Annotated in this window: 16 protein-coding genes; 9 read left to right on the top strand and 7 right to left on the bottom strand. The window is 67.0% G+C overall.

Translation table 11 applies throughout. From position 1 onward, the window contains the following. Positions 1–111: 111 nt before the first annotated feature. Together T336_RS0116730 and T336_RS0116735 are read right to left on the bottom strand one after the other, a co-directional pair. Positions 112–1,779, bottom strand: coding sequence for an acyl-CoA dehydrogenase family protein (locus T336_RS0116730; protein ID WP_026433419.1), 1,668 nt, complete (start codon positions 1,777–1,779; stop codon positions 112–114). A gap of 80 nt (positions 1,780–1,859) precedes the next feature. Then, entirely contained in the window at positions 1,860–2,783 is a 924-nt protein-coding gene (locus tag T336_RS0116735) for a LysR family transcriptional regulator (RefSeq protein WP_026433420.1), read from the bottom strand. A gap of 112 nt (positions 2,784–2,895) precedes the next feature. Between T336_RS0116735 and gtdA the strand changes: the two genes are divergently transcribed. From gtdA to T336_RS0116760, 5 genes are all read left to right on the top strand, one after another. Beyond that, positions 2,896–3,975, top strand: coding sequence for a gentisate 1,2-dioxygenase (gtdA, locus tag T336_RS0116740; protein WP_026433421.1), 1,080 nt, complete (start codon positions 2,896–2,898; stop codon positions 3,973–3,975). A 162-nt stretch (positions 3,976–4,137) separates the two neighbouring features. Next, positions 4,138–4,836: a fumarylacetoacetate hydrolase family protein gene (locus tag T336_RS0116745; protein WP_026433422.1), complete on the top strand. Its 699-nt coding sequence runs from the start codon at positions 4,138–4,140 to the stop codon at positions 4,834–4,836. A gap of 18 nt (positions 4,837–4,854) precedes the next feature. Next, the gene (maiA, locus tag T336_RS0116750; RefSeq protein WP_026433423.1) at positions 4,855–5,511 is read left to right on the top strand and encodes a maleylacetoacetate isomerase; all 657 of its coding nucleotides are present in this window, start codon (positions 4,855–4,857) and stop codon (positions 5,509–5,511) included. Positions 5,512–5,623: 112 nt separating this feature from the next. Then, positions 5,624–6,949: an MFS transporter gene (locus T336_RS0116755; RefSeq protein WP_026433424.1), complete on the top strand. Its 1,326-nt coding sequence runs from the start codon at positions 5,624–5,626 to the stop codon at positions 6,947–6,949. A gap of 118 nt (positions 6,950–7,067) precedes the next feature. After that, positions 7,068–8,006 carry an AraC-like ligand-binding domain-containing protein gene (locus T336_RS0116760; protein ID WP_026433425.1) on the top strand — a complete coding sequence of 313 codons (939 nt, stop codon included), beginning with the start codon at positions 7,068–7,070 and terminating at the stop codon, positions 8,004–8,006. A 34-nt stretch (positions 8,007–8,040) separates the two neighbouring features. On the opposite strand, the gene T336_RS0116765 is transcribed toward T336_RS0116760, so the two are convergent. Then, positions 8,041–9,024 carry an ornithine cyclodeaminase family protein gene (locus T336_RS0116765; protein ID WP_026433426.1) on the bottom strand — a complete coding sequence of 328 codons (984 nt, stop codon included), beginning with the start codon at positions 9,022–9,024 and terminating at the stop codon, positions 8,041–8,043. Beyond that, positions 9,021–10,148 carry a threonine synthase gene (locus T336_RS0116770; protein WP_026433427.1) on the bottom strand — a complete coding sequence of 376 codons (1,128 nt, stop codon included), beginning with the start codon at positions 10,146–10,148 and terminating at the stop codon, positions 9,021–9,023. Before T336_RS0116770 ends, T336_RS0116765 begins: the two co-directional genes overlap by 4 nt. Positions 10,149–10,318: 170 nt before the next feature. Between T336_RS0116770 and T336_RS0116775 the strand changes: the two genes are divergently transcribed. The 4 genes from T336_RS0116775 to T336_RS0116790 all read left to right on the top strand — a co-directional run bounded on the left by T336_RS0116775 (position 10,319) and on the right by T336_RS0116790 (position 12,869). Then, positions 10,319–10,951 (top strand): helix-turn-helix transcriptional regulator, encoded by a 633-nt coding sequence (locus T336_RS0116775; RefSeq protein ID WP_013592702.1) that lies wholly within the window; start codon positions 10,319–10,321, stop codon positions 10,949–10,951. 99 nt (positions 10,952–11,050) lie between these two features. After that, positions 11,051–11,779: an alpha/beta fold hydrolase gene (locus T336_RS0116780; RefSeq protein ID WP_026433428.1), complete on the top strand. Its 729-nt coding sequence runs from the start codon at positions 11,051–11,053 to the stop codon at positions 11,777–11,779. A gap of 46 nt (positions 11,780–11,825) precedes the next feature. Next, on the top strand, positions 11,826–12,566 hold the full coding sequence (locus T336_RS0116785; protein ID WP_084151451.1) for an OmpW/AlkL family protein: 741 nt from the start codon (positions 11,826–11,828) through the stop codon (positions 12,564–12,566). A gap of 54 nt (positions 12,567–12,620) precedes the next feature. After that, positions 12,621–12,869 (top strand): hypothetical protein, encoded by a 249-nt coding sequence (locus T336_RS0116790; RefSeq protein WP_026433430.1) that lies wholly within the window; start codon positions 12,621–12,623, stop codon positions 12,867–12,869. Positions 12,870–13,146: 277 nt separating this feature from the next. Here the strand turns inward: T336_RS0116790 and T336_RS26745 are convergent, their stop codons facing one another. From T336_RS26745 to T336_RS0116805, 3 genes are all read right to left on the bottom strand, one after another. Beyond that, complete coding sequence (locus tag T336_RS26745) at positions 13,147–15,573, bottom strand: hypothetical protein (RefSeq protein WP_156957880.1); 2,427 nt, start codon at positions 15,571–15,573, stop codon at positions 13,147–13,149. A gap of 185 nt (positions 15,574–15,758) precedes the next feature. Then, positions 15,759–16,721: an IS5 family transposase gene (locus T336_RS0116800; protein WP_026433432.1), complete on the bottom strand. Its 963-nt coding sequence runs from the start codon at positions 16,719–16,721 to the stop codon at positions 15,759–15,761. Positions 16,722–17,149: 428 nt separating this feature from the next. Then, the gene (locus tag T336_RS0116805; protein WP_026433433.1) at positions 17,150–18,061 is read right to left on the bottom strand and encodes a LysR family transcriptional regulator; all 912 of its coding nucleotides are present in this window, start codon (positions 18,059–18,061) and stop codon (positions 17,150–17,152) included. Positions 18,062–18,149: the final 88 nt, after the last annotated feature.

The following is an 18,149-nucleotide window of genomic DNA, read 5'->3' on the forward strand; positions in this document are numbered from 1 at the left end:
CGGTGCGGCTGGCGGCAGGCCTTCCACCCATGGTGGGGCCGTGCCGGGCTTCCGGCGGCCGGGTCCGCGAAGTCCCGCGCGATGGCACGAAGGATGGCGCCGCGCCCGTGCTCAGGCGGGCCAGGCTCGCCGCAGGATGGCGTCCACGTCCAGTGTGCGCGCATCGACCGCGCCCGCCACGCGCCCGCCGCCCGCGTCGCCGAGGCGCGTGGCGATGAAGGCGTCGGCCACGGCCGAGGGCGCATGCTGGCGCAGCAGGCAGGCCTGGGCGACCAGCACCAGGCGCTGCACCGCGAGGCGGCCCATGGCTTCCAGTTCGTGCGGCGGCAGCGCAAGCAGGACGCCCAGTTGGCGCAGCGCGGCGCCGATGCGCAGCTCGCCCTGCGCCGCGGGCGCGAGCTCTTCCAGCAGGGCCTGGGCGGCGCCGGGATCGCGGGCCAGCGCCCGCAGCACGTCCAGGCACATCACATTGCCCGACCCCTCCCAGATGGAGTTGACGGGTGCCTCGAGGAACAGGCGTGCCATCACGCCCTCCTGCACGTAGCCGTTGCCGCCGAACACTTCCATCGCCTCGCCCGACATCTCCACGCCGCGCTTGCAGACCCAGAACTTGGCGGCCGGCGTCATCACGCGCTTCCAGGCGCGGTCGGCCGGGCTGGCGGTGCCGCCGTCGTCGCGCTCGAAGGCTTCGGCCAGGCGCATCAGCAGGGCGAGCGCGGCCTCGCTTTCCAGCGCCAGATCCGCGAGCACGGTGCGCATCAGGGGCTGCTCCGCCAGCGCACGGCCGAAGGCGTGGCGCCGACGCGCGTACGCGATGGCCTGCACCGTGGCCTGCCGCAGGATGGCGGCGCTGCCGGCCACGCAGTTGAGGCGGGTATACGTGGCCATCTCGATGATGGTGGGAATGCCGCGGCCCTCTTCGCCCATGAGCACGCCCCAGGCATCGTCGAACTCGACCTCGCCGCTGGCGTTGCTGCGGTTGCCCACCTTGTCCTTGAGGCGTTGCACGTGTACGCCGTTGAGCGTGCCATCGGGCAGGCGGCGCGGCACGTAGAAGCAGGCGAAGGGGCCGCCTTCGCCCGTGCGCGCCACCACGAGGTGTGCGTCGCTCTGCGGGGTGGAGAAGAACCACTTGTGGCCCCGCAGCCGGTATTCGCCGCCGCGCCCGCCTGCGCCCAGGGGCATGGCCACGGTGGTGTTGGCGCGCACGTCGGAGCCGCCCTGTTTTTCCGTCATGCCCATGCCCAGCCAGATGCCGGCTTTCTCATGCGCGGGCAGCTCGCGCGGGTCGTGGACGCGGCTGTAGAGCCGGTCGCCCAGTTGTGCCCAGAGGGCGGGCTCCTTGCGCAGCAGCGGGATGGCGGCCTGCGTCATCGTGGCGGGGCAGAGCGTGCCCTGTTCCACCTGCCCGTGCAGGTAGAAGCCGGCGGCCCATGCGGGCCAGCGGCCGGGCCGGTCGCTGTCGAAGGGCATGGAGACCAGCCCCTGGCCGCGGTAGAGCGCCATGAGCGCGTCCCAGGCGGGATGGAACTCCACCCGGTCGATGCGCCGGCCCCGGCTGTCGAAGCGGTGCAGCGTGGGCGTGTGGCGGTTGGCCAGCTGGGCTAGGGCCTGGGTTTCGGCGCTGCCGAGCCGTCGGGCGTATTCGCCCAGCGCGGGCAGGGCATGTGCGGCGCCTGTGCGCTGCAGCGCCTCCTGCAGTGCGGCGTCGGTGGCGAGCAGGTCGTAGTCGGCCAGCTCGGCGTATTGGTTGAAAACCTCGTGGGTGGCCTGGGCCATGGGTGTCTCCTCCACAGGGATGCGGCGGCGTGCGCCAGAACCCGCATGGTGCCCGCACTCGCCCGGGCCTGCACGCGCCTTCAGGACACCGGCGCGGAGACTTCGCGCAGCGCGCGCAGCATGGTGGCCACGGCCGTGCGGTCGGTCGTGTTCTCGCGCCAGTACATCGACACCGAGCCGAAGCCCGACAGCCGCACCGGCAGCACGCGCAGCGCGCCCATGTGCGAGAAGCGCAGCGCCGCCCGGTGCGAGGCCAGCCCGATCATGTCGCTGTGGCCCAGCAGGGTGAGGTTGAGCGTGACGGAGTTGGATTCCACGCTGCCCGGCGGCAGGGCGTGGCCGGCGGCGACGAGCGCGTTCTCCAGCGCGTTGCGGATGGGCGTGCCGCGTGGCCAGACCAGCCAGCGGTACGCCATCAGGTCGGGCCAGTCGGGCGGGCTGTCCGGGCGCTGCAGCAGCGGGTGCTGCGGGCGTGCCACCAGGTGGATGGGCTCCATGTAGAGCGTCTCGGCGTGGATGTGGGTGTCGTGCAGTTCCGGGGCGGAGCGGCCCACCACCACGTCCAGTTCGCCGCTGGCCAGTTGCTGCATGAGCACGTTCATGGTGCTTTCGGCCAGGCGGATCTGTGCGCGCGGCAGCCATTCCAGCAGGCGCAGCACGGCCATGGGCACCACGTCGGAGGCGGATGCGCCCGAGGTGCCCACCACCACCAGGCCGCTGCCACCGTCGCGCAGGGCCTGCATGTCGTCGCGGGCGCTGTCCAGGTGGGCCTCGATGCGGCGGGCATGGGCGATCAGCGCCTCGCCCTGCGGGGTGGGGCGCAGGCCGCGCGCGTGGCGCTCGAACAGCACGAGCCCCAGGTCGTCCTCGAGTTCCTTGAGCCACTTGGAGAGGGCGGGCTGCGCGGTATGCAGCTGCTGGGCCGACTGGCTCATGTTGCCGGTCTGCGCGAGGCTCAGGAGCATCTGCAGCTGGCGCAGCCGCAATCGGTGGGTCCAGTCCATGGCGCGGTCCTTGGGGTCGAGGTATATCCAAAAGATTATGAATAAGACCAATAAATGATTTTACGGACTATCGCTGGCGCCGAATAATTTCTGCAGATACAGGAGACAACGCATGGACACCACCACCCTCGCCCGGTCCGCCGCGGAAGGCGCCCAGACGTCCGGACGCCAGGCCTACTACGACCGCATCGCCCGCCATGGCATGGCGCCTTTGTGGGAGTCGCTGCACAGCCTGGTGCCGCGCGAGCCGCGCCCGCAGGCCGTGCCCGCCTTCTGGCGCTACGAGGAGGTTCGGCCGCTGGTCATGCAGGCCGGCGAGCTCATCAGCGCCGAAGAGGCCGTGCGCCGCGTTCTCATCCTGGAGAACCCCGGCCTGCCGGGCCGCTCCAGCATCACCTCCACGCTGTACGCGGGCCTGCAGCTGATCCTGCCCGGCGAGGTGGCGCCCAGCCACCGCCATACGCAGTCGGCGCTGCGCTTCATCGTGGAAGGCCAGGGCGCCTACACGGCCGTCAACGGCGAGCGCACCACCATGCGGCCGGGCGACTTTATCATCACCCCCTCGTGGACCTGGCACGACCACGGCAACCCCCGGCTGGACGAGGGCGGCGAGCCCGTGGTGTGGCTGGACGGCCTGGACATCCCGCTCATCGGCCACCTGGATGCCGGCTTCGCCGAGAACTACCCCGAGGCCGTGCAGCCCGTGACCCGCCCCGAAGGCCACAGCTTCGCCACCTTCGGCCACAACATGGCCCCGGTGCGCCACCGCGCGGCGGACTCGGCCTCGACCTCGCCCATCTTCTGCTACCCCTACGACCGCAGCCGCGAGGCGCTGGACCGGCTGTTCCGCCAGGGCGAACTCGACGCCTGGGACGGCGTGAAGCTGCGCTACGTGAACCCCGCCACCGGCGGCTCGCCCATGCCCACCATGGCCACCTTCCTGCAGTTCCTGCCGGCCGGCTTCCAGGGCCGCACCTACCGCGGCACCGATGCCACCGTGTTCAGCGTGGTCGAAGGCCAGGGCACGGCGCGCATCGGAGACAGCACCTTCCAGTTCGGCCCGCGCGACACCTTCGTCGCGCCGTCGTGGGCGCCGGTGCAGCTGGCCGCCACGCAGGACGCGGTGCTGTTCAGCTACTCCGACCGGCCCGTGCAGGCAGCACTCCACCTCCACCGCGAACACCGCCTGTGACGGGGCGCGGTCCACAGAGCCTCTCTGGCCGCGTTGCCGCATCTTGCCGTGGCGTTGCCACTGTCTGCGATGCGGCGCCTTGCCATAGAGGCTCTGTGGACCGCTTACGAGCGTGACCCTGCTTCCCCTTTGAACGATTCATTTCTCCGAAAGAAAAAAACCATGGCCTTCGTTTTCCCTGCTCCCCCTACCGTTGCCGTGCCTGTCGTGGGCACCCAGGATGCTTTTGCCGTGCGCCGCGTGTACTGCGTGGGGCGCAACTACGCGGCCCATGCGCGGGAGATGGGGTTCGACCCCGACCGCGAGCCGCCGTTCTTCTTCTGCAAGCCGGCCGATGCGGTGATTCCCGTGGCCTACGGCGAGACGCTGCGGCTGCCGTATCCCTCGCGCACCGACAACTTCCACTACGAGGCCGAGCTGGTCGTCGCCATCGGCAAGGCCGGCAGCGACATTCCGCGCGAGCAGGCGCTGGAGCATGCCTGGGGCTATGCCGTGGGCCTGGACATGACCCGCCGCGACCGCCAGATGGAGATGCGCCAGATGGGCCGCCCCTGGGAGATCGGCAAGGCCTTCGACGCCTCCGCGCCCATCGGCCCCATCCACCGCGCGAGCGACGTGGGCCACTTCGAGCAGGCCGGCCTCTGGCTCACCGTGAACGGCGCGGACCGCCAGCGCAGCGACGTCACGCACCTGATCTGGTCGGTGGCCGAGACCATCGCGGACCTCTCCACGTATTTCCGCCTGGAGCCCGGCGACCTGATCTACACCGGCACGCCCGAAGGCGTGGGCCCGGTGGTGCGCGGCGACCGCATGGTGGTGGGCGTGGAGCGCCTGGGCGAGCTGACGGTGGACGTGGTCTGACGCTCGATGGGCACCGCCATGCAGCTCTACAGCTTCTTCAACAGCTCCACCTCGTACCGGGTGCGCATCGCGCTGGCGCTCAAGGGGCTGCCGGCCGACTACCACGGCGTGAACATCCGCACCGGCGAGCACCGCGCGGCGGACTATGCCGAGCTCAACGCCGCGCGCGTCGTGCCCACGCTGGTGGATGGCGACTTCGCCCTGGGCCAGTCCATGGCCATCCTGGACTACCTGGACCAGCGCCACCCCGAGCCCCGGCTGATCCCGCTCGAACCCCGCCTGCGCGCCCGCGTGCTGGAGCTGGCCAACGTGATCGCCTGCGACATGCACCCGGTCAACAACCTGCGCATCCTCAAGTACCTGCAGGGCCCGCTGGCCCTGAGCGCGGCGCAGAAGGACGCCTGGTACGCCCACTGGGCCGCCGAAGGCTTCGAGGCCGTGGAGCGGCTGCTGGAGCGGCACGGCGGTGAAGGCGAGGGCGGCAAGGGGCCCTGGTGCTTCGGCGCCGCGCCCACCCTGGCCGACGTGTGCCTGGTGCCCCAGGTGGCGAACGCCCTGCGCGCGGGTTGCGACCTTGCGCCCTACGCCCGCGTGATGGCCGTCCACGCGCATGCCGAGCAGCATCCCGCCTTCGTCGCGGCGCGGCCGCAGGCGCAGCCGGACTACCAGCCATGACCTGATCTGAGCGAGTCCCAGGGCCCAGAGATCCGCCGGCCAGGATGGCGACAAGCCATCCGGTACCGGCGGGCCGGGCCCCTTCCATCCATAAAAACGGAGCGAGACAACAATGAACCCATCCATGGCCGCCGGCATTCCGGCGGCAGACCGCGCCGCCTTCGGGCCGCTGCAATTGCGCGTGACGCTGCTGTGCGCCATCGTCGCCATGCTCGACGGCTTCGACACCCAGTCCATCGCCTATGTGGCGCCGCGCATCGCGGAAGACTGGGGCCTGAAGGCTTCCGAGTTCGGCCCCATCTTCGCGGCGGGCCTGTTCGGCCTGATGGCCGGCGCCTTCCTGCTCAGCCCGGCGGCGGACCGCTGGGGCCGCAAGAAGGTGATCCTGCTGTCCACCTTCATCTTCGGCCTGTTCGCGCTGCTCACCGCCTGGGCCACCAGCATGAACGAACTGCTGGCCTACCGCTTCATCACCGGCGTGGGCCTGGGCGCGGCCATGCCCAACATCATCGCGCTCACCAGCGAATACGCTCCGCAGCGCCTGCGCGCCACGCTGGTCACGGTGATGTTCTGCGGCTTCCCGCTGGGCTCCACGCTGGGCGGGCTCATCTCCAGCTGGCTCATCGCGCATTTCGACTGGCACTCGGTGTTCGTGCTGGGCGGCGTGCTCCCCCTGCTGCTGCTGCCGGTGCTGGCCGCGCTGCTGCCCGAATCGCTGCGCTACCTGGCCGCCAGCGGCGCGGCCCCTGCGCGCTACGAGCCCATCGTGAAGAGCGCCTACCCGGGCGAAGACCCGGCCACGGTGATGGCCGGCCTGCGCGGCGAGGCCGCGGGCGTGCAGTCCGGCTTCTCGGTGTTCGAACTGTTCCGCCACGGCCGCCTGCACACCACCGTGCTGCTCTGGCTGGCCTTCTTCATGAACCTGCTGGTCATGTACTTCCTGGTCAACTGGCTGCCCACGCTGCTCAAGAGCGCCGGCCTGCCGCTGGAGAAAGCCATCCTCTCCACCGCCATGCTCAACCTGGGCGGCGTGGTGGGCGCGCTCGTGCTGGGCCGGCTCATCGACCGCTTCAGCGCCTACGCCGTGCTGGGCGCGGCCTACGCCGCATCGGCCGGCTTCATCGCGCTGATCGCCTTCAGCGGGCAGAACCTCACGGGGCTGCTGGCCGGCGCCGCGCTCTCGGGCTTCGGCGTGGTGGGCGCGCAGATCGGCTGCAACGCGCTGGCCGCCGCCATCTACCCCACCCACATCCGCGCCACCGGCGTGGGCTGGGCGCTGGGCGTGGGCCGCATCGGCGCCATCGTCGGCCCGCTGGCGGGCGGCGCGCTGCTGGCTGCGGCCTGGACGCCTTCCTCCATCATCCTCGTGGCCGCCGTGCCGGCGGTGCTGGCGGCCCTGGCCGTGCTGCTGCTGGGGCGCGTGCGGCAGGGCGCCTGACGGGACCCGGCCGATCCAGGGGTCGGACCCGAGCCCGCCGGCCGCTGGGCCGGCTTAGCATCGCCGCTGGAGACAAAAGAAAAGACAAGACAAGAAAAGAACCCACGAAAGGCATGCCATGCACGACGGCATCCGCATCTGGAGCACCGACGGCCTTCCCCCGGCGCAGCGGGCCGACTACTGGGTCGGCGCCGTCTGCGACTGCTTCCTCGACATGGAGGTCGAGCCCGGCCAGCGCCAGGGCTTCTCGGCCACGCTGGCCTCCATGCCCTGCGGCAGCCTGCAGGTCAACCATGTGAGCGGCAGCGCCCAGCGCGTGCGCCGCACGCTGCAGGGCATACGCCGCAGCGAGAGCGACAACTTCTACTACCTGCTGTGCAAGGAAGCCGCGCCCTGCCAGGTCGCGCAGGACGATGGCGGCGCCGCGCGCCTGCTGCCCGGCGACCTGGCGCTGATCGACTCGCGCCGGCGCTACCTGCTGGACTTCACGGAGGTGGTGGACACCGTGTCCATCCAGATCCCCATCGGCTGGCTCGATACCTGGCTGCCCGCCGCCGACCGCTGGCTGGGTCGGCGCGTGGACGGCTCCGCCGGCTGGGGCAGGGTGCTGAGCGCCTACGTGGGCCAGCTGCGCGCCGAGCGGCCCGAACGCCTGGGCACGCTGCAGGCCGAGCACCTGGGCGGCCTGCTGTCGCTGGCCTGCGGCGCCGCGCCCGAGGAGCCGCCGCGCCCCGGCCTGCTGCAGCGCATAGAAACCTGCGTGCGCCAGCGCTTCTGCGAGCCCGGCCTCACCGCCGCCGACGTGGCGGGCGACGTGGGCGTGTCGCTGCGCACGCTGCACCGCGCGCTGTCGGCGGGCGGCAGCACCTTCGCCCTGCTGCTCATGCGTGAGCGCATGGCCGTGGCGCAGCGCATGCTGCACGCGCCCTCGCACCGGCATTTGACCGTCGCCGAGATCGGACGGCGCGCGGGTTTCCTGGACCCGTCGCACTTCGCGCGCGCCTGCCGGCAGTGGTGCGGCAGGACGCCCGCGCAGGAGCGCGCGCGGGTCGCGTGAATGGACGATGCGATGCCCTTCCGGGTCGTGAACGTCACCAGGGCCAGGCCACCGGCAGCCCGAGTCCGGCTGCATCGGCCTGCTGCTGCACCAGCCGGGCCACGGTCAGGTCCTGCAGGGCCAGGCCCGTCATGTCGAACAGCGTGATGTCTCCGGGCTGCCGATCGACGGAGGCACTCCCCCGCAGCACATCGCCGATTTCCGTGCACGCGGCCCCGGGCGCCCACTGCATCTCGCCGATCTGGCGCGCCTGGGCCTCGTCATCGACGTAGACGCGGGCCTTGTCCAGCAGGCCCTGCGGCGCTTCCCGCTTGCCGCGGGTGTCGGTACCCACGCAGTTCAGGTGCGTGCCGGGGCGCACGGCGTCCAGCTCGAAGAGCGGGCCGCCGCCCGGCGTCGCGGTGATCACCACGTCGCTCGCGGCCACGTCCGCGTTGCGGTCGGTGGAATGGCGCAGCAGGCACTGGCCGGCGAACCGCTGCTCGAACGCCGGGTCGGGACGGCCGTCGGCCGTCACGTACCGCACGTCCCGCAGCTGCGGCAGCAGCCGCAGCGCGTAGGTGAGCTGCACGCCGGCCTGCACGCCCGTTCCGAACAGGCACAGCCGCTGGCTGTCCGGCCGCGCCAGCTGCGCCAGGCCGTGGCCACCCGCGGCACCGGTGCGCGCCGTGGTGATCGCGTTGCCGTCGATCAGGCAGGTGGGCCGGCCGGTGGCGGGGTCGATCAGCAGGATCGTGGCCTGGTGCGGCTCGCCTCCGAGCGCGCGGTTGGACGGCCAGAACCCCGCCGCCTTGAAGCCGAGCAGCCCCTGCGAGGGCACGTCGCCGGACTTGATGCCGAAGATGCCGCCCGTCTCCAGGCGCTCGCGCACCACCGGGAACACCCGGCCGGCCCGCTCGCTGTGCAGGACGAAGGCCTCGCGCACGGCGGCCAGCACGCCCTCCGGCTGCAGCAGCTGTTCCACGTGGTCCCTGGTGAGCAGCAGCAGCCGCGCATCCCGGGTGGTCGAAGCCGTCATGCGAACATCTCCGCGATGGCGTCGGCATTCTTGATGCCGGTGGCCGTGAGGATCACCACCGTCTCTTCGCTCTCGCGAACCGTGCCGGCCTGGATCAGGTGGTCGAGCCCGGCAATCGCCGTGGCGGAGGTGAGCTCCGGCAGCAGGCCCGTGTGCGCCGCCTTCTTCAGCGCATCGACGATCGCCTGCTCCTGCAGCGCCACGGTGGCACCGCCGGTGGCCTGCACCGCCGAGACAAGCTCCCGCAGCCGCAGGGGGTGCGCGATCGCCGTTCCCTCGGCCACCGTCTTGCGCACCTCGCGGGCCACCGGCGTCGTCACGCCCGCCTGGAAGCTCGCGTCGATGGGCGAGCAGTTCAGCGGCTGGCAGACGAACAGGCGCGGGATCTTCGCGATCTGGCCCGCGCGCAGCAGCTCGGAAAACGCCATGAAGCACCCCAGCACGTTGCTGCCGGCGCCGGCGGGCATGACGATGTTGTCCGGCGCGCGGAAGTTGAGGTCTTCCCAGATCTCGTAGCCGATCGCCTTCGTGCCCTCGAGGAAGAAGGGCTGCCAGTTGTGGCTGGAATAGAAGATATGGGCCGATTGCCGCACCGCCTCGTCCTCGCAGGCCTGCCGCGGCCCCTCGACCAGCTGCACCTCCGCCCCGTAGGCACGCATCTGCGCGATCTTCGGTTTCGAGGCATAGGCCGGCGCGAGGATCTTCACGCGCATGCCGCCCGCGGCACCGTATGCGGACACCGACGCACCGCCGTTGCCCGAGCTGTCCTCCAGCACCGCATCGATGCCCTGCTGGCGCAGCACGGAGAGCATCACCGTGGTGCCCCGGTCCTTGAAGCTGCTGGTCGGGTGGAACCATTCCAGCTTGAAATGCGGCCGGTGGGCACCCCATTCCTTCTGCACGAGGGGCGTGCAGCCCTCGCCCATGGAGATCGGGCGCGCCACGTCCAGCGGCAGCGATGCCCGGTAGCGCCACTGGGAGCGGCACGTGCGGTCGATGTCGTCGCGCGACATGCCGGGCTGCGGCGTGATCAGCAGCGGCTTGCGGTCGTCGGAGCACCACCGCGGCACGTCCAGGGGGTAGGTCCGGCCGCTGGCCGGGTCGATGTAGAGCGAAGTCGTCATGTCTCGGGTTCCTGCTTTCAATGCCTGGCGCGCCGCAGCCGGCCGCACGCTGTCGTCGATGTTGGATGATAAATCTAAAATTGGACAATATGTTTGTTTTTGGACAGGGGCCGGCCATGGCCTCCAGCAGAATGCCCGGTCAACTGACCAATGCTGGATAAAATGTCCAGATGAAAAAGAAGGCGCACACCGCGGAGCAGCAGGCCATCCTCGAGCAGGTCCAGCACATCGCCTCCGCGCTGGGAGAGACGTTCGCGCCGTTCACCGAGGTCGTGCTGCACGACCTGCGGTCCCCCAAGCACGCGATCCTCGCGATCCACAACAACCTGTCCGGCCGGCAGGTCGGCGATCCCGCGACGGAACTGGGCCTGGCCCGCATCGCGGACGACCAGTACCCCCAGGTGCTGGCCAACTACGCCAACCAGTTCGCCGACGGCCGCCGCGCGAAAAGCACCTCGATCGGCATCAAGGATTCCGAAGGGCACTACTTCGCCGCGCTGTGCCTGAACGTGGACATGACCGTCTTCCGCGGGATCGCCACCATGATCGAGCAGTTCTCCGCCATCGGCGAGGACGGTCGCAAGGAGACGCTCGACACGGGCAATGCCGAGGCCCTGCGCGACCGCATCGACCGCTTCGCGATGACGCTCGCCACCACGCCCCGCGCGCTGCGCACCGAGCAGCGGCGCGAACTGCTGCAGACGCTCAAGGGCGAGGGCTTCCTGGAGATCAAGCGCTCCATGGACACGGTGGCCCAGCACCTGGGCGTGTCCCGGGCCACGGTGTACAACGACATCCGGTAGCCGCTGGCACCTTCCGTCCGCCGGCCTGGCACGCAGCGGCCATCCGCGGCCCCACCGCCGGGCCACCATGGGTCTCCCACCACACAAGGAGACAACGACATGGCGGACACCTACGTACTGGTCCACGGCGCCTGGCATACCGGCGAGACCCTGGCGGCGACGGCGAAGTACCTGCGCGCGCGCGGCCATACCGTGCACTGCCCCACGCTGCCGGGCAACCGTCCCGGTGACGGCACGGCCCCGCTGGGCCTGCAGGACGCGATCGACGGGCTGGTGCAGTTCCTCGAATCGAACGACCTGAAAGACGTGCGCCTCGTCGGCCACAGCTACGGCGGCATGCTGCTCTCCGGCGCGGCCGACCGCGTGCCCGGGCGCATCCGGCGGCTGGTGTACGTGAACGCCTTCGTGCCGCTGCCCGGCGAATCCCTGGCCGACATGGCGCCGCCCTATTACCGCGCCATGTTCGAAAGCATTGCTGCCGCCAACGGCGGCGGGGTGCAGCTGCCCTACGAGGTCTGGCGCGAATCCTTCATCAACGATGCCGATGCGGAGCTGGCGCGCACCACCTATGCGCTGCTGCACCCGCAGCCGCTGCGCTGCCTGACCGACCCCATCACCCTCTCGCAGCCCACCGCCGCGCTGGCGCTGGGCAAGTCGTACCTGAACTGCCGCGAAGACACCGCGCTGCCGCAAAGCCTGCCCTGGCACCCGCGCCTGTCGGAGCGGCTGGGGCTGTTCCGCTACGTGGAGGCGGGCGGCAGCCACGAGGCGCTGTTCACCGACCCCGAAGGCTTCGCGCGCGGCATCGAGCGCGCGGGGCGGGATTGACCTGCGGTCACAACAGCACACACCCAGACAGCCAGGAGACAACGCCATGCAAGCCACTGCACACCGCAACACCCTCGCCGCCGCGCGCCCGTTCCTTTCACGGTCTGCCCGTGCGGCCTTTGCCACAGCCGCCGCTTTCGCCAGCCTCGCTGCCGCGCTGCCCGCGCAGGCGCAGGCGCAGACCCAGGCGCCCGACGCGGCCCCGAAGTCGCCCTGGCGCATCTATGCCGGCCCCGCGCACATCGGCTTCAGCACCTCGGCCGAAGTGCGTGCCGGCGGCCAGCGGGTGCCCGGCGCCGATGCCAAGGCCGACGCCAACAACAGCCTCGGCTTCGGCGCCATCTACGACTTCCACCCGGGCTGGAGCGCCGAAATCGCCCTGGGCCTGCCCCCCACCACCGCCCTCAAGGGCACCGGCACCCTGGCCGGCGCCGGCACGCTCGGCAAGGTGAAATACGGCCCCGCCGTGCTCTCCGTGCGCCGCCACCTGTGGGAAGACGGCCCCGTGCGCCCCTACATCGGCGCGGGCATCAACTACACCCTGGTGCTCGAATCCCGCGATGGCTTCGTGTCGAACCTTCACGTCAAGAACGGCGTGGGCCCGGTGCTGCAGGCCGGCTTCGAGGTGCCGATCGACCCGCGCTGGAGCTTCTTCGTCGATGCGAAGAAGATCTGGCTCAAGACGACCGCGACGGGCACGCTGCCGGCGCTGGGCGGGGCGCCGGCGCATGCGAGGGTGCGGCTGGATCCGTTGGTGGTGACGGCGGGGGTGAGTTATCGGTTTTGAACTCCCACAGCGCTGCGGCCCCACCCGGCTCCTCGCGGCCGGCTGGAGGCTGGCGTGGCCTGCCCCGGCTACCAGCAGTCGCTGCAGTCCAGCCTGGCCGGCGCCTACGAGCGCGTGGGCATCACCGGCACCGTGAAGGTGGAATTCCGCGTGCGGGACGGCGCCGTGGTGGAGGTGAACCCGGTGGCCGGCCCCAGCGAGTACTACCGCACCGTGCGCTCCGCCGTGCGCCGCTTCCGTTGCCTGGCCCGGGGGAGCGGGGATGCGCTGGTGTCGCTGGATATTGTTTTTCGGGGGGAGTAGAGTTGGGCGGTAGCGGTTAGTCTGGGGCGGGGTTAGCTTCGGCCTTGGCTGAGACATTGGGCAAAGGCGTATCGGAGGAGGCTCCGATACGCCTTTTTGCTTTCTGGGTCGTGGGTGCTGTTAAGGGACGCGGTGTGCGGGGTTCATTGCTGTGGATGGGGCTGCGATGACTGTTTTGCAGCGGTAGCTGTCAACCGCCCCCGTCTCTGAACGCACGCCAACGCGCCGAGAACAGTCATTCGGACGGTGGCGCACCAACGGTGAAGCAATCTTTGCCCTACTTATTCCGGCTTGCGCTCTGCAAGACCCGAGGCTTTTCGATCTCCCAGCTCTTGACTAGGTCGGACACAAACTCATACTCGCTGCCTAACGAGAAGTAGGCAACCTCTCGATCCTCTTCTTGCGCAAGATAGCTAACGAAAAGGTCCATCTTTTCTAGCCGAAGCTTTACTCGCTCAAATCGACGCCGCTCATTAAATAACTGAACCTCTGTGTTGGCGATCGTTACCAGACCGTTAGCGTGGCTCTCCGATCTCATGCCGCAGTCTGTACAGACAAGGTCGCAGTAGGTAAATGCCTTGTACAGGTCTGTCAGAGCGAACTGTCCGAACGAAGTGATTTTCAACGCATCGATATCTTCAGAAAAGGCGTCGTGTCTCGTTGAGGCCTCTACCAAGTTCGAAGCCAGCAGGCGGTCTATCCAATGCCGAAAGTCCGCGTCAGCGCCAAAGGTCTCAGAGAAGAAACCGCGCAAATCGGTCATCGAAACAAACGACGGCGATAAAGGATCCTGTGCAATTGAAAGCCGCTTCAGTATGCGAAGTCCCGTGAAGTGCGAACCCCCTTCGCTTGTTCTGATTTGGAACAGATTTGGAATTTTGCTGAGCTTTTCATCATAGAAGAGGCGTGTAGGAGTAAGGAGAGGTTTGATTACTTGGTGAATCAGGATCACCCATCCAGATCGTGATTGGGCCATCTCTGTCGCGTTTGTATATCCAGAAAGGATCAAGTCACCGAAAAGATCAAGGGCCAGTCTAATGTTGCCATGAGCGGACGCAGTTACAAACTGGTTTAGTGGTGATGGGGGATCGCGTTGAAAGTCTGCGCGGAATACCCGGAAGAATGCGAGCACATCTTCTAGGAAGCCTTCCTCTATCTCGATAGAACTTTTTGCTATCAACTCCAGGACATACTGAATTCGACGACTGAAAACCTCATCCGGAGTTGGTGAACTAATGTGAAAAGCGCTATTCTGGTACGCATCCAGCATGCCCCGGATCTTAGAAGCGTAGAAGCGTTCCTCTCGCATTGTTATTAGCACGACACAGCCAAGCTCCTCGCTAATTTCCGCCGCAAGGGAAAAAGCGTAGTCCTGAAGCTCGTTCTCCAATTGGTCGGTGTTATCGACCGCAATAATTGCGCCGCGATGATGCTTTTTATGCCACATCACAAGACGTGCGGCCACATACTTTTCATCCGCCTTCCAAGCAGCAAGAAGTGCATTTAGCTTAAGGTTGTACGCCTCTGAGTCTTCAAACAACCCTGTAAGCTCTTGCCGCTTGGCGACCTGGAAGCGGTCATCAAAGAGCCGGATCAATGCGTCCCGGTCGGCGACGAGCAACTGCTCGGTATCAAGCTTTGTAATCAACGCACGCCAGAGGTGCTCGCGAACAGAACGCGGATCCTTAGGGGCCGACAGCAAGTCAATGATGACAGGAGTTGAGTGCTTCTTTAGATATTGAGGAGGCTTATACATGAGAACCTTTTTTATGAAAGTTGACTTGCCGGACCCCTTGCCCCCAAAGAGAATTACAACATCTCCCTTATCTTCCTTTCGGACGGCCTTCGCTAAACGGTTGGCAAAGACTCCGCCAGATTCTGCATCCTCTGTATCTGCAACCCCATACGTCTCCATAAAGGGCGACACCGAATCTCGAATCAGTGTGCGAATTCCGCGCACATTTTTATCGTGAGCCCGCTCGAAGACGTAGCATTTATCAACAAACTCGGGGTCTTCCACATCTATCGGTCCGAAGTATCGTTGAACAATGCCTCGAATGTGTCTCGCCAAGGCATTTGCATTGATCGTCTGGTTGAAAGAGACAATCCGCTCTTTCGGAAAGAAGACTTCACGGCTGTCTGGATTGTTTCCTTCAAACGCTTCTAGGAGACTCTGGCGCTCAATTACTGAGGAATAGCCGAGTAACCTGACTGCTTCTGTGTAGTTAGTCGCGAACCAAACAATGTCGGATACAACTAGTGCCGTAAGGTCTCGCCACGCCTTTCCCCGCTGAAATGCCTTGAAAAGAACAAACTGTGCGCCATTGGTGACGGCGCCGTATTCGCACCCCTCATCGGCGCAGTACCGCTGTGCTTGTATGATTGCGCGTTTCAAAGCCTCTGCCGTTAGTAGGGTGCGTGTTTTGACCGCGCGAAATGGTTTCTTGTGATTGAAGTTTGCAGGGAGATCGAAGTAGACCCCAGTTCGCTTTGCCTCCACTATTAGTGCCGGCTTGCCGTTTGGCCGAAGAAGGTGATAGTCGGCGAATCCCTCTAGCGTGGATTGTTCCATGCGGAACGCTTGAGTTGGCCAACCAAGCACCTCCCTCAGGAGCCTATCAATGATCTGAAAACGAGTATCTGCCTCGTTAAAGTCGATGCTCGTAGCCAATTGAACAATATCTTCCGCCGCAACTTGAGACATACGCCCCCTCCAAAAAAGTTGATGATAGACCTGAGTTAGGGAAAGTCTGCACAACACACACATAAGCGTGCTGACGTCTGAACCTATCGATCTGCAACGCGGCAAAGGCCTGTTTCACCCCACTTCAGGCGTCCGCGGCTGCGGATTACAGCCGAGGTGGCCTGCTTGGCGAACCGCGGGCGCACTCATGCCATGGCAGCCAGCAATTTGCGCCGCACCAGCCAGAGATTGGCTAGCGCAAACAGCGTGTGCAGTTGTGCCGTGTTCTTGGCCAGCCCTCGGTAGCGCACCTTGGCATGCCCGAACTGGCGCTTGAGCACTCGGAACGGGTGTTCGACCCGCGCGCGGATGCCCGCTTTCACGCGCTCGAGTTGCCGGGTCAAGGCTTCGATCGGTTTGGCCGGATCCAGCAGGCGACGTTTGCCCGGCCGCATGGCGATGTGCCACGTCACGTCGCGCCTGGCATCAGGCCGCTTGCCGGCGCCTTGGTAGCCAGCGTCGGCATAGGCATCGTGGTCGCTGCCCCGCACCAGGCTGTTGGCCTCGATCACATCATTGACCGCGCCGCTGGTGCCGCGCACGGTATGCACCAGACCCGAGTCGGCGTCCACTCCGATATGGCACTTCATCCCAAAGTACCACTGCTGCCCCTTGCGGCTTTGCTTCATCTCCGGGTCGCGCTCGCCGCTGCTGTTCTTGGTCGAGCTGGGCGCTGCGATCAAGGTGGCGTCCACCACCGTGCCGCTCTTGAGCATCACGCCCTTGGCGCTGAGCAGATCGTTGACGGTCTGCAGGATCTGCACCGCCAGCTTGTGCCTCTCCAGCACGTGCCGGAACCGCAGAATCGTGCTCTCGTCGGGCAGCCGCTCATCCCAGCCTCCGAGCCCTGCGAACTCGCGGAACACCGGCATGTCGTGCAGCGCTTCCTCCATGGCCGGGTCGCTCAGAGCGAACCACTGCTGCATGAAGTGAATGCGCAGCATGGTCTCGCACGGGAACGGCGGGCGGCCCCGCTTGCCGTCGGGCAGGTACGGCGACACCAGGGACACCAGTTCGGCCCACGGTACCACCTTCTCCATCTCATCCAGAAACTCCCGCCGCCGCGTTCGCTTCGCCGTCATTCCCAAGCCCAGGCTGTGCTGCTTCATGTGCCGTATCGTCTCAGGGCTTCACGTCGATGCCAAGCATGGCGTGGGACGGTTTATGCAGACCTTCCTTAGGTAGCAAGAACTCTGCTGATGGATAGTCCGCTTCGTGGTTTTCTAGGTCGCACTTCGATCACGTGAGGAGTGAGGCTTGGCGAGAGGCGCTCGTACTCCCGACCACTGCGTGACGTTAGCTGGGGCTTCGGCGCCGCACCCCTTAGGTGAGATCGAGCACTTGTCGCGTGCAGCGAGTACTCGTTGCACGCGCAGTTGCGCGACCGCTTCCGACGTCGGCAGTCAGTCGGTTATCTATGCAAGTGTCTGCTGCCAGCCTACAGGCGACATTGATACGCGCCCATGCTTCATGGAAAAAGTAGCGCCCCAATAGCTCCTGAATCCCGATGACCGAAACGGCGGTGCCGCCGTGCCCCTCACTCCCCCTCCGCAAACATCTCCACCATCACCCCCCGCAGCCACTGGTTCCCCGGATCCCGGTGGTACTTGGTGTGCCAGAACAGATTGATCGCCACCTGCGGCAATTTGGCGGGGTGGGGCGCATACGCCAGGCCGAAGGGCTCGGCCATGCTCTGGGCCATTTTCTCGGGCACGGTGGCGACCATCTGGGTGGCCTGCAGGATGTGGCCGATGGCGACGAAATGCGGCACCGTGAGGCGCACGTCGCGGGCCACGCCCATGCGCTCCAGCAGTTCGTCCACCTTGCCGTGGCCCGTGCCTTCGGAGACGACGACCACGTGCTGCGCCTTCGCGAAATCGTCCAGCCCGATGCGGCGGCGCTTGTGCAGCGGGTGGTCCTGGCGGAACAGGCACACATAGGGCTGGCGGAAGAGGCGGCGCTGGAAGAAGCCGGCTTTGAGCTGCGGCAGCAGGCCCACGGCCAGGTCCACCTTGCCGGCCTCCATGGCGTCCTTCAGATCGGTCGCTGAATTGCGCACGGTGGCCAGGCGCACGCCGGGCGCCACCTGGGCCAGGCGCTCCAGCAGGCGCGGCAGAAAGTAGATCTCGCCGATGTCCGTCATGCCCACCTTGAACACGCGCCGGCTGGTGGCGGGGTCGAACCCCAGCTTGTGGTTCAGGGCGCCGTGGATCATGGCCAGCGCATACGACACCGACTCGGCCAGCTGGTCGGCATAGGGCGTGGGCTGCATGCCCTGGGCGGTGCGCAGAAAGAGTTCGTCGCCCAGCAGGCGCCGCAGCCGCGCCAGGGAATTGCTGACGGCCGGCTGCGTCAGGCCCAGGTTCTCGGCGGCCTGCGACACCTTGCGCGTGACCAGCAGCTGCTGGAAGACCACCAGCAGGTTCAGGTCGATCTCTTCCAGCTCCATGGCAGACCTTTATTCATCTAGGTGATGCTGTGTATTCATGCCATTCTATTGGCTGATGAATGGATCGCGGGAATGATCGGGCCCATAA

It is taken from the genome of Paracidovorax oryzae ATCC 19882 (genome assembly GCF_000687165.1).
Classification (GTDB): domain Bacteria; phylum Pseudomonadota; class Gammaproteobacteria; order Burkholderiales; family Burkholderiaceae_C; genus Paracidovorax; species Paracidovorax oryzae.

Excerpts from the sequence above, each read along its gene's own strand:
- T336_RS0116730 (WP_026433419.1), bottom strand. The coding sequence starts at position 1,779 with ATGGCCCAGGCCACCCACGAGGTTTTCAACCAATACGCCGAGCTGGCC.
- T336_RS0116735 (WP_026433420.1), bottom strand. The coding sequence starts at position 2,783 with ATGGACTGGACCCACCGATTGCGGCTGCGCCAGCTGCAGATGCTCCTG.
- gtdA (WP_026433421.1), top strand. The coding sequence starts at position 2,896 with ATGGACACCACCACCCTCGCCCGGTCCGCCGCGGAAGGCGCCCAGACG.
- T336_RS0116745 (WP_026433422.1), top strand. The coding sequence starts at position 4,138 with ATGGCCTTCGTTTTCCCTGCTCCCCCTACCGTTGCCGTGCCTGTCGTG.
- maiA (WP_026433423.1), top strand. The coding sequence starts at position 4,855 with ATGCAGCTCTACAGCTTCTTCAACAGCTCCACCTCGTACCGGGTGCGC.
- T336_RS0116755 (WP_026433424.1), top strand. The coding sequence starts at position 5,624 with ATGAACCCATCCATGGCCGCCGGCATTCCGGCGGCAGACCGCGCCGCC.
- T336_RS0116760 (WP_026433425.1), top strand. The coding sequence starts at position 7,068 with ATGCACGACGGCATCCGCATCTGGAGCACCGACGGCCTTCCCCCGGCG.
- T336_RS0116765 (WP_026433426.1), bottom strand. The coding sequence starts at position 9,024 with ATGACGGCTTCGACCACCCGGGATGCGCGGCTGCTGCTGCTCACCAGG.
- T336_RS0116770 (WP_026433427.1), bottom strand. The coding sequence starts at position 10,148 with ATGACGACTTCGCTCTACATCGACCCGGCCAGCGGCCGGACCTACCCC.
- T336_RS0116775 (WP_013592702.1), top strand. The coding sequence starts at position 10,319 with ATGAAAAAGAAGGCGCACACCGCGGAGCAGCAGGCCATCCTCGAGCAG.
- T336_RS0116780 (WP_026433428.1), top strand. The coding sequence starts at position 11,051 with ATGGCGGACACCTACGTACTGGTCCACGGCGCCTGGCATACCGGCGAG.
- T336_RS0116785 (WP_084151451.1), top strand. The coding sequence starts at position 11,826 with ATGCAAGCCACTGCACACCGCAACACCCTCGCCGCCGCGCGCCCGTTC.
- T336_RS26745 (WP_156957880.1), bottom strand. The coding sequence starts at position 15,573 with ATGTCTCAAGTTGCGGCGGAAGATATTGTTCAATTGGCTACGAGCATC.
- T336_RS0116800 (WP_026433432.1), bottom strand. The coding sequence starts at position 16,721 with ATGAAGCAGCACAGCCTGGGCTTGGGAATGACGGCGAAGCGAACGCGG.
- T336_RS0116805 (WP_026433433.1), bottom strand. The coding sequence starts at position 18,061 with ATGGAGCTGGAAGAGATCGACCTGAACCTGCTGGTGGTCTTCCAGCAG.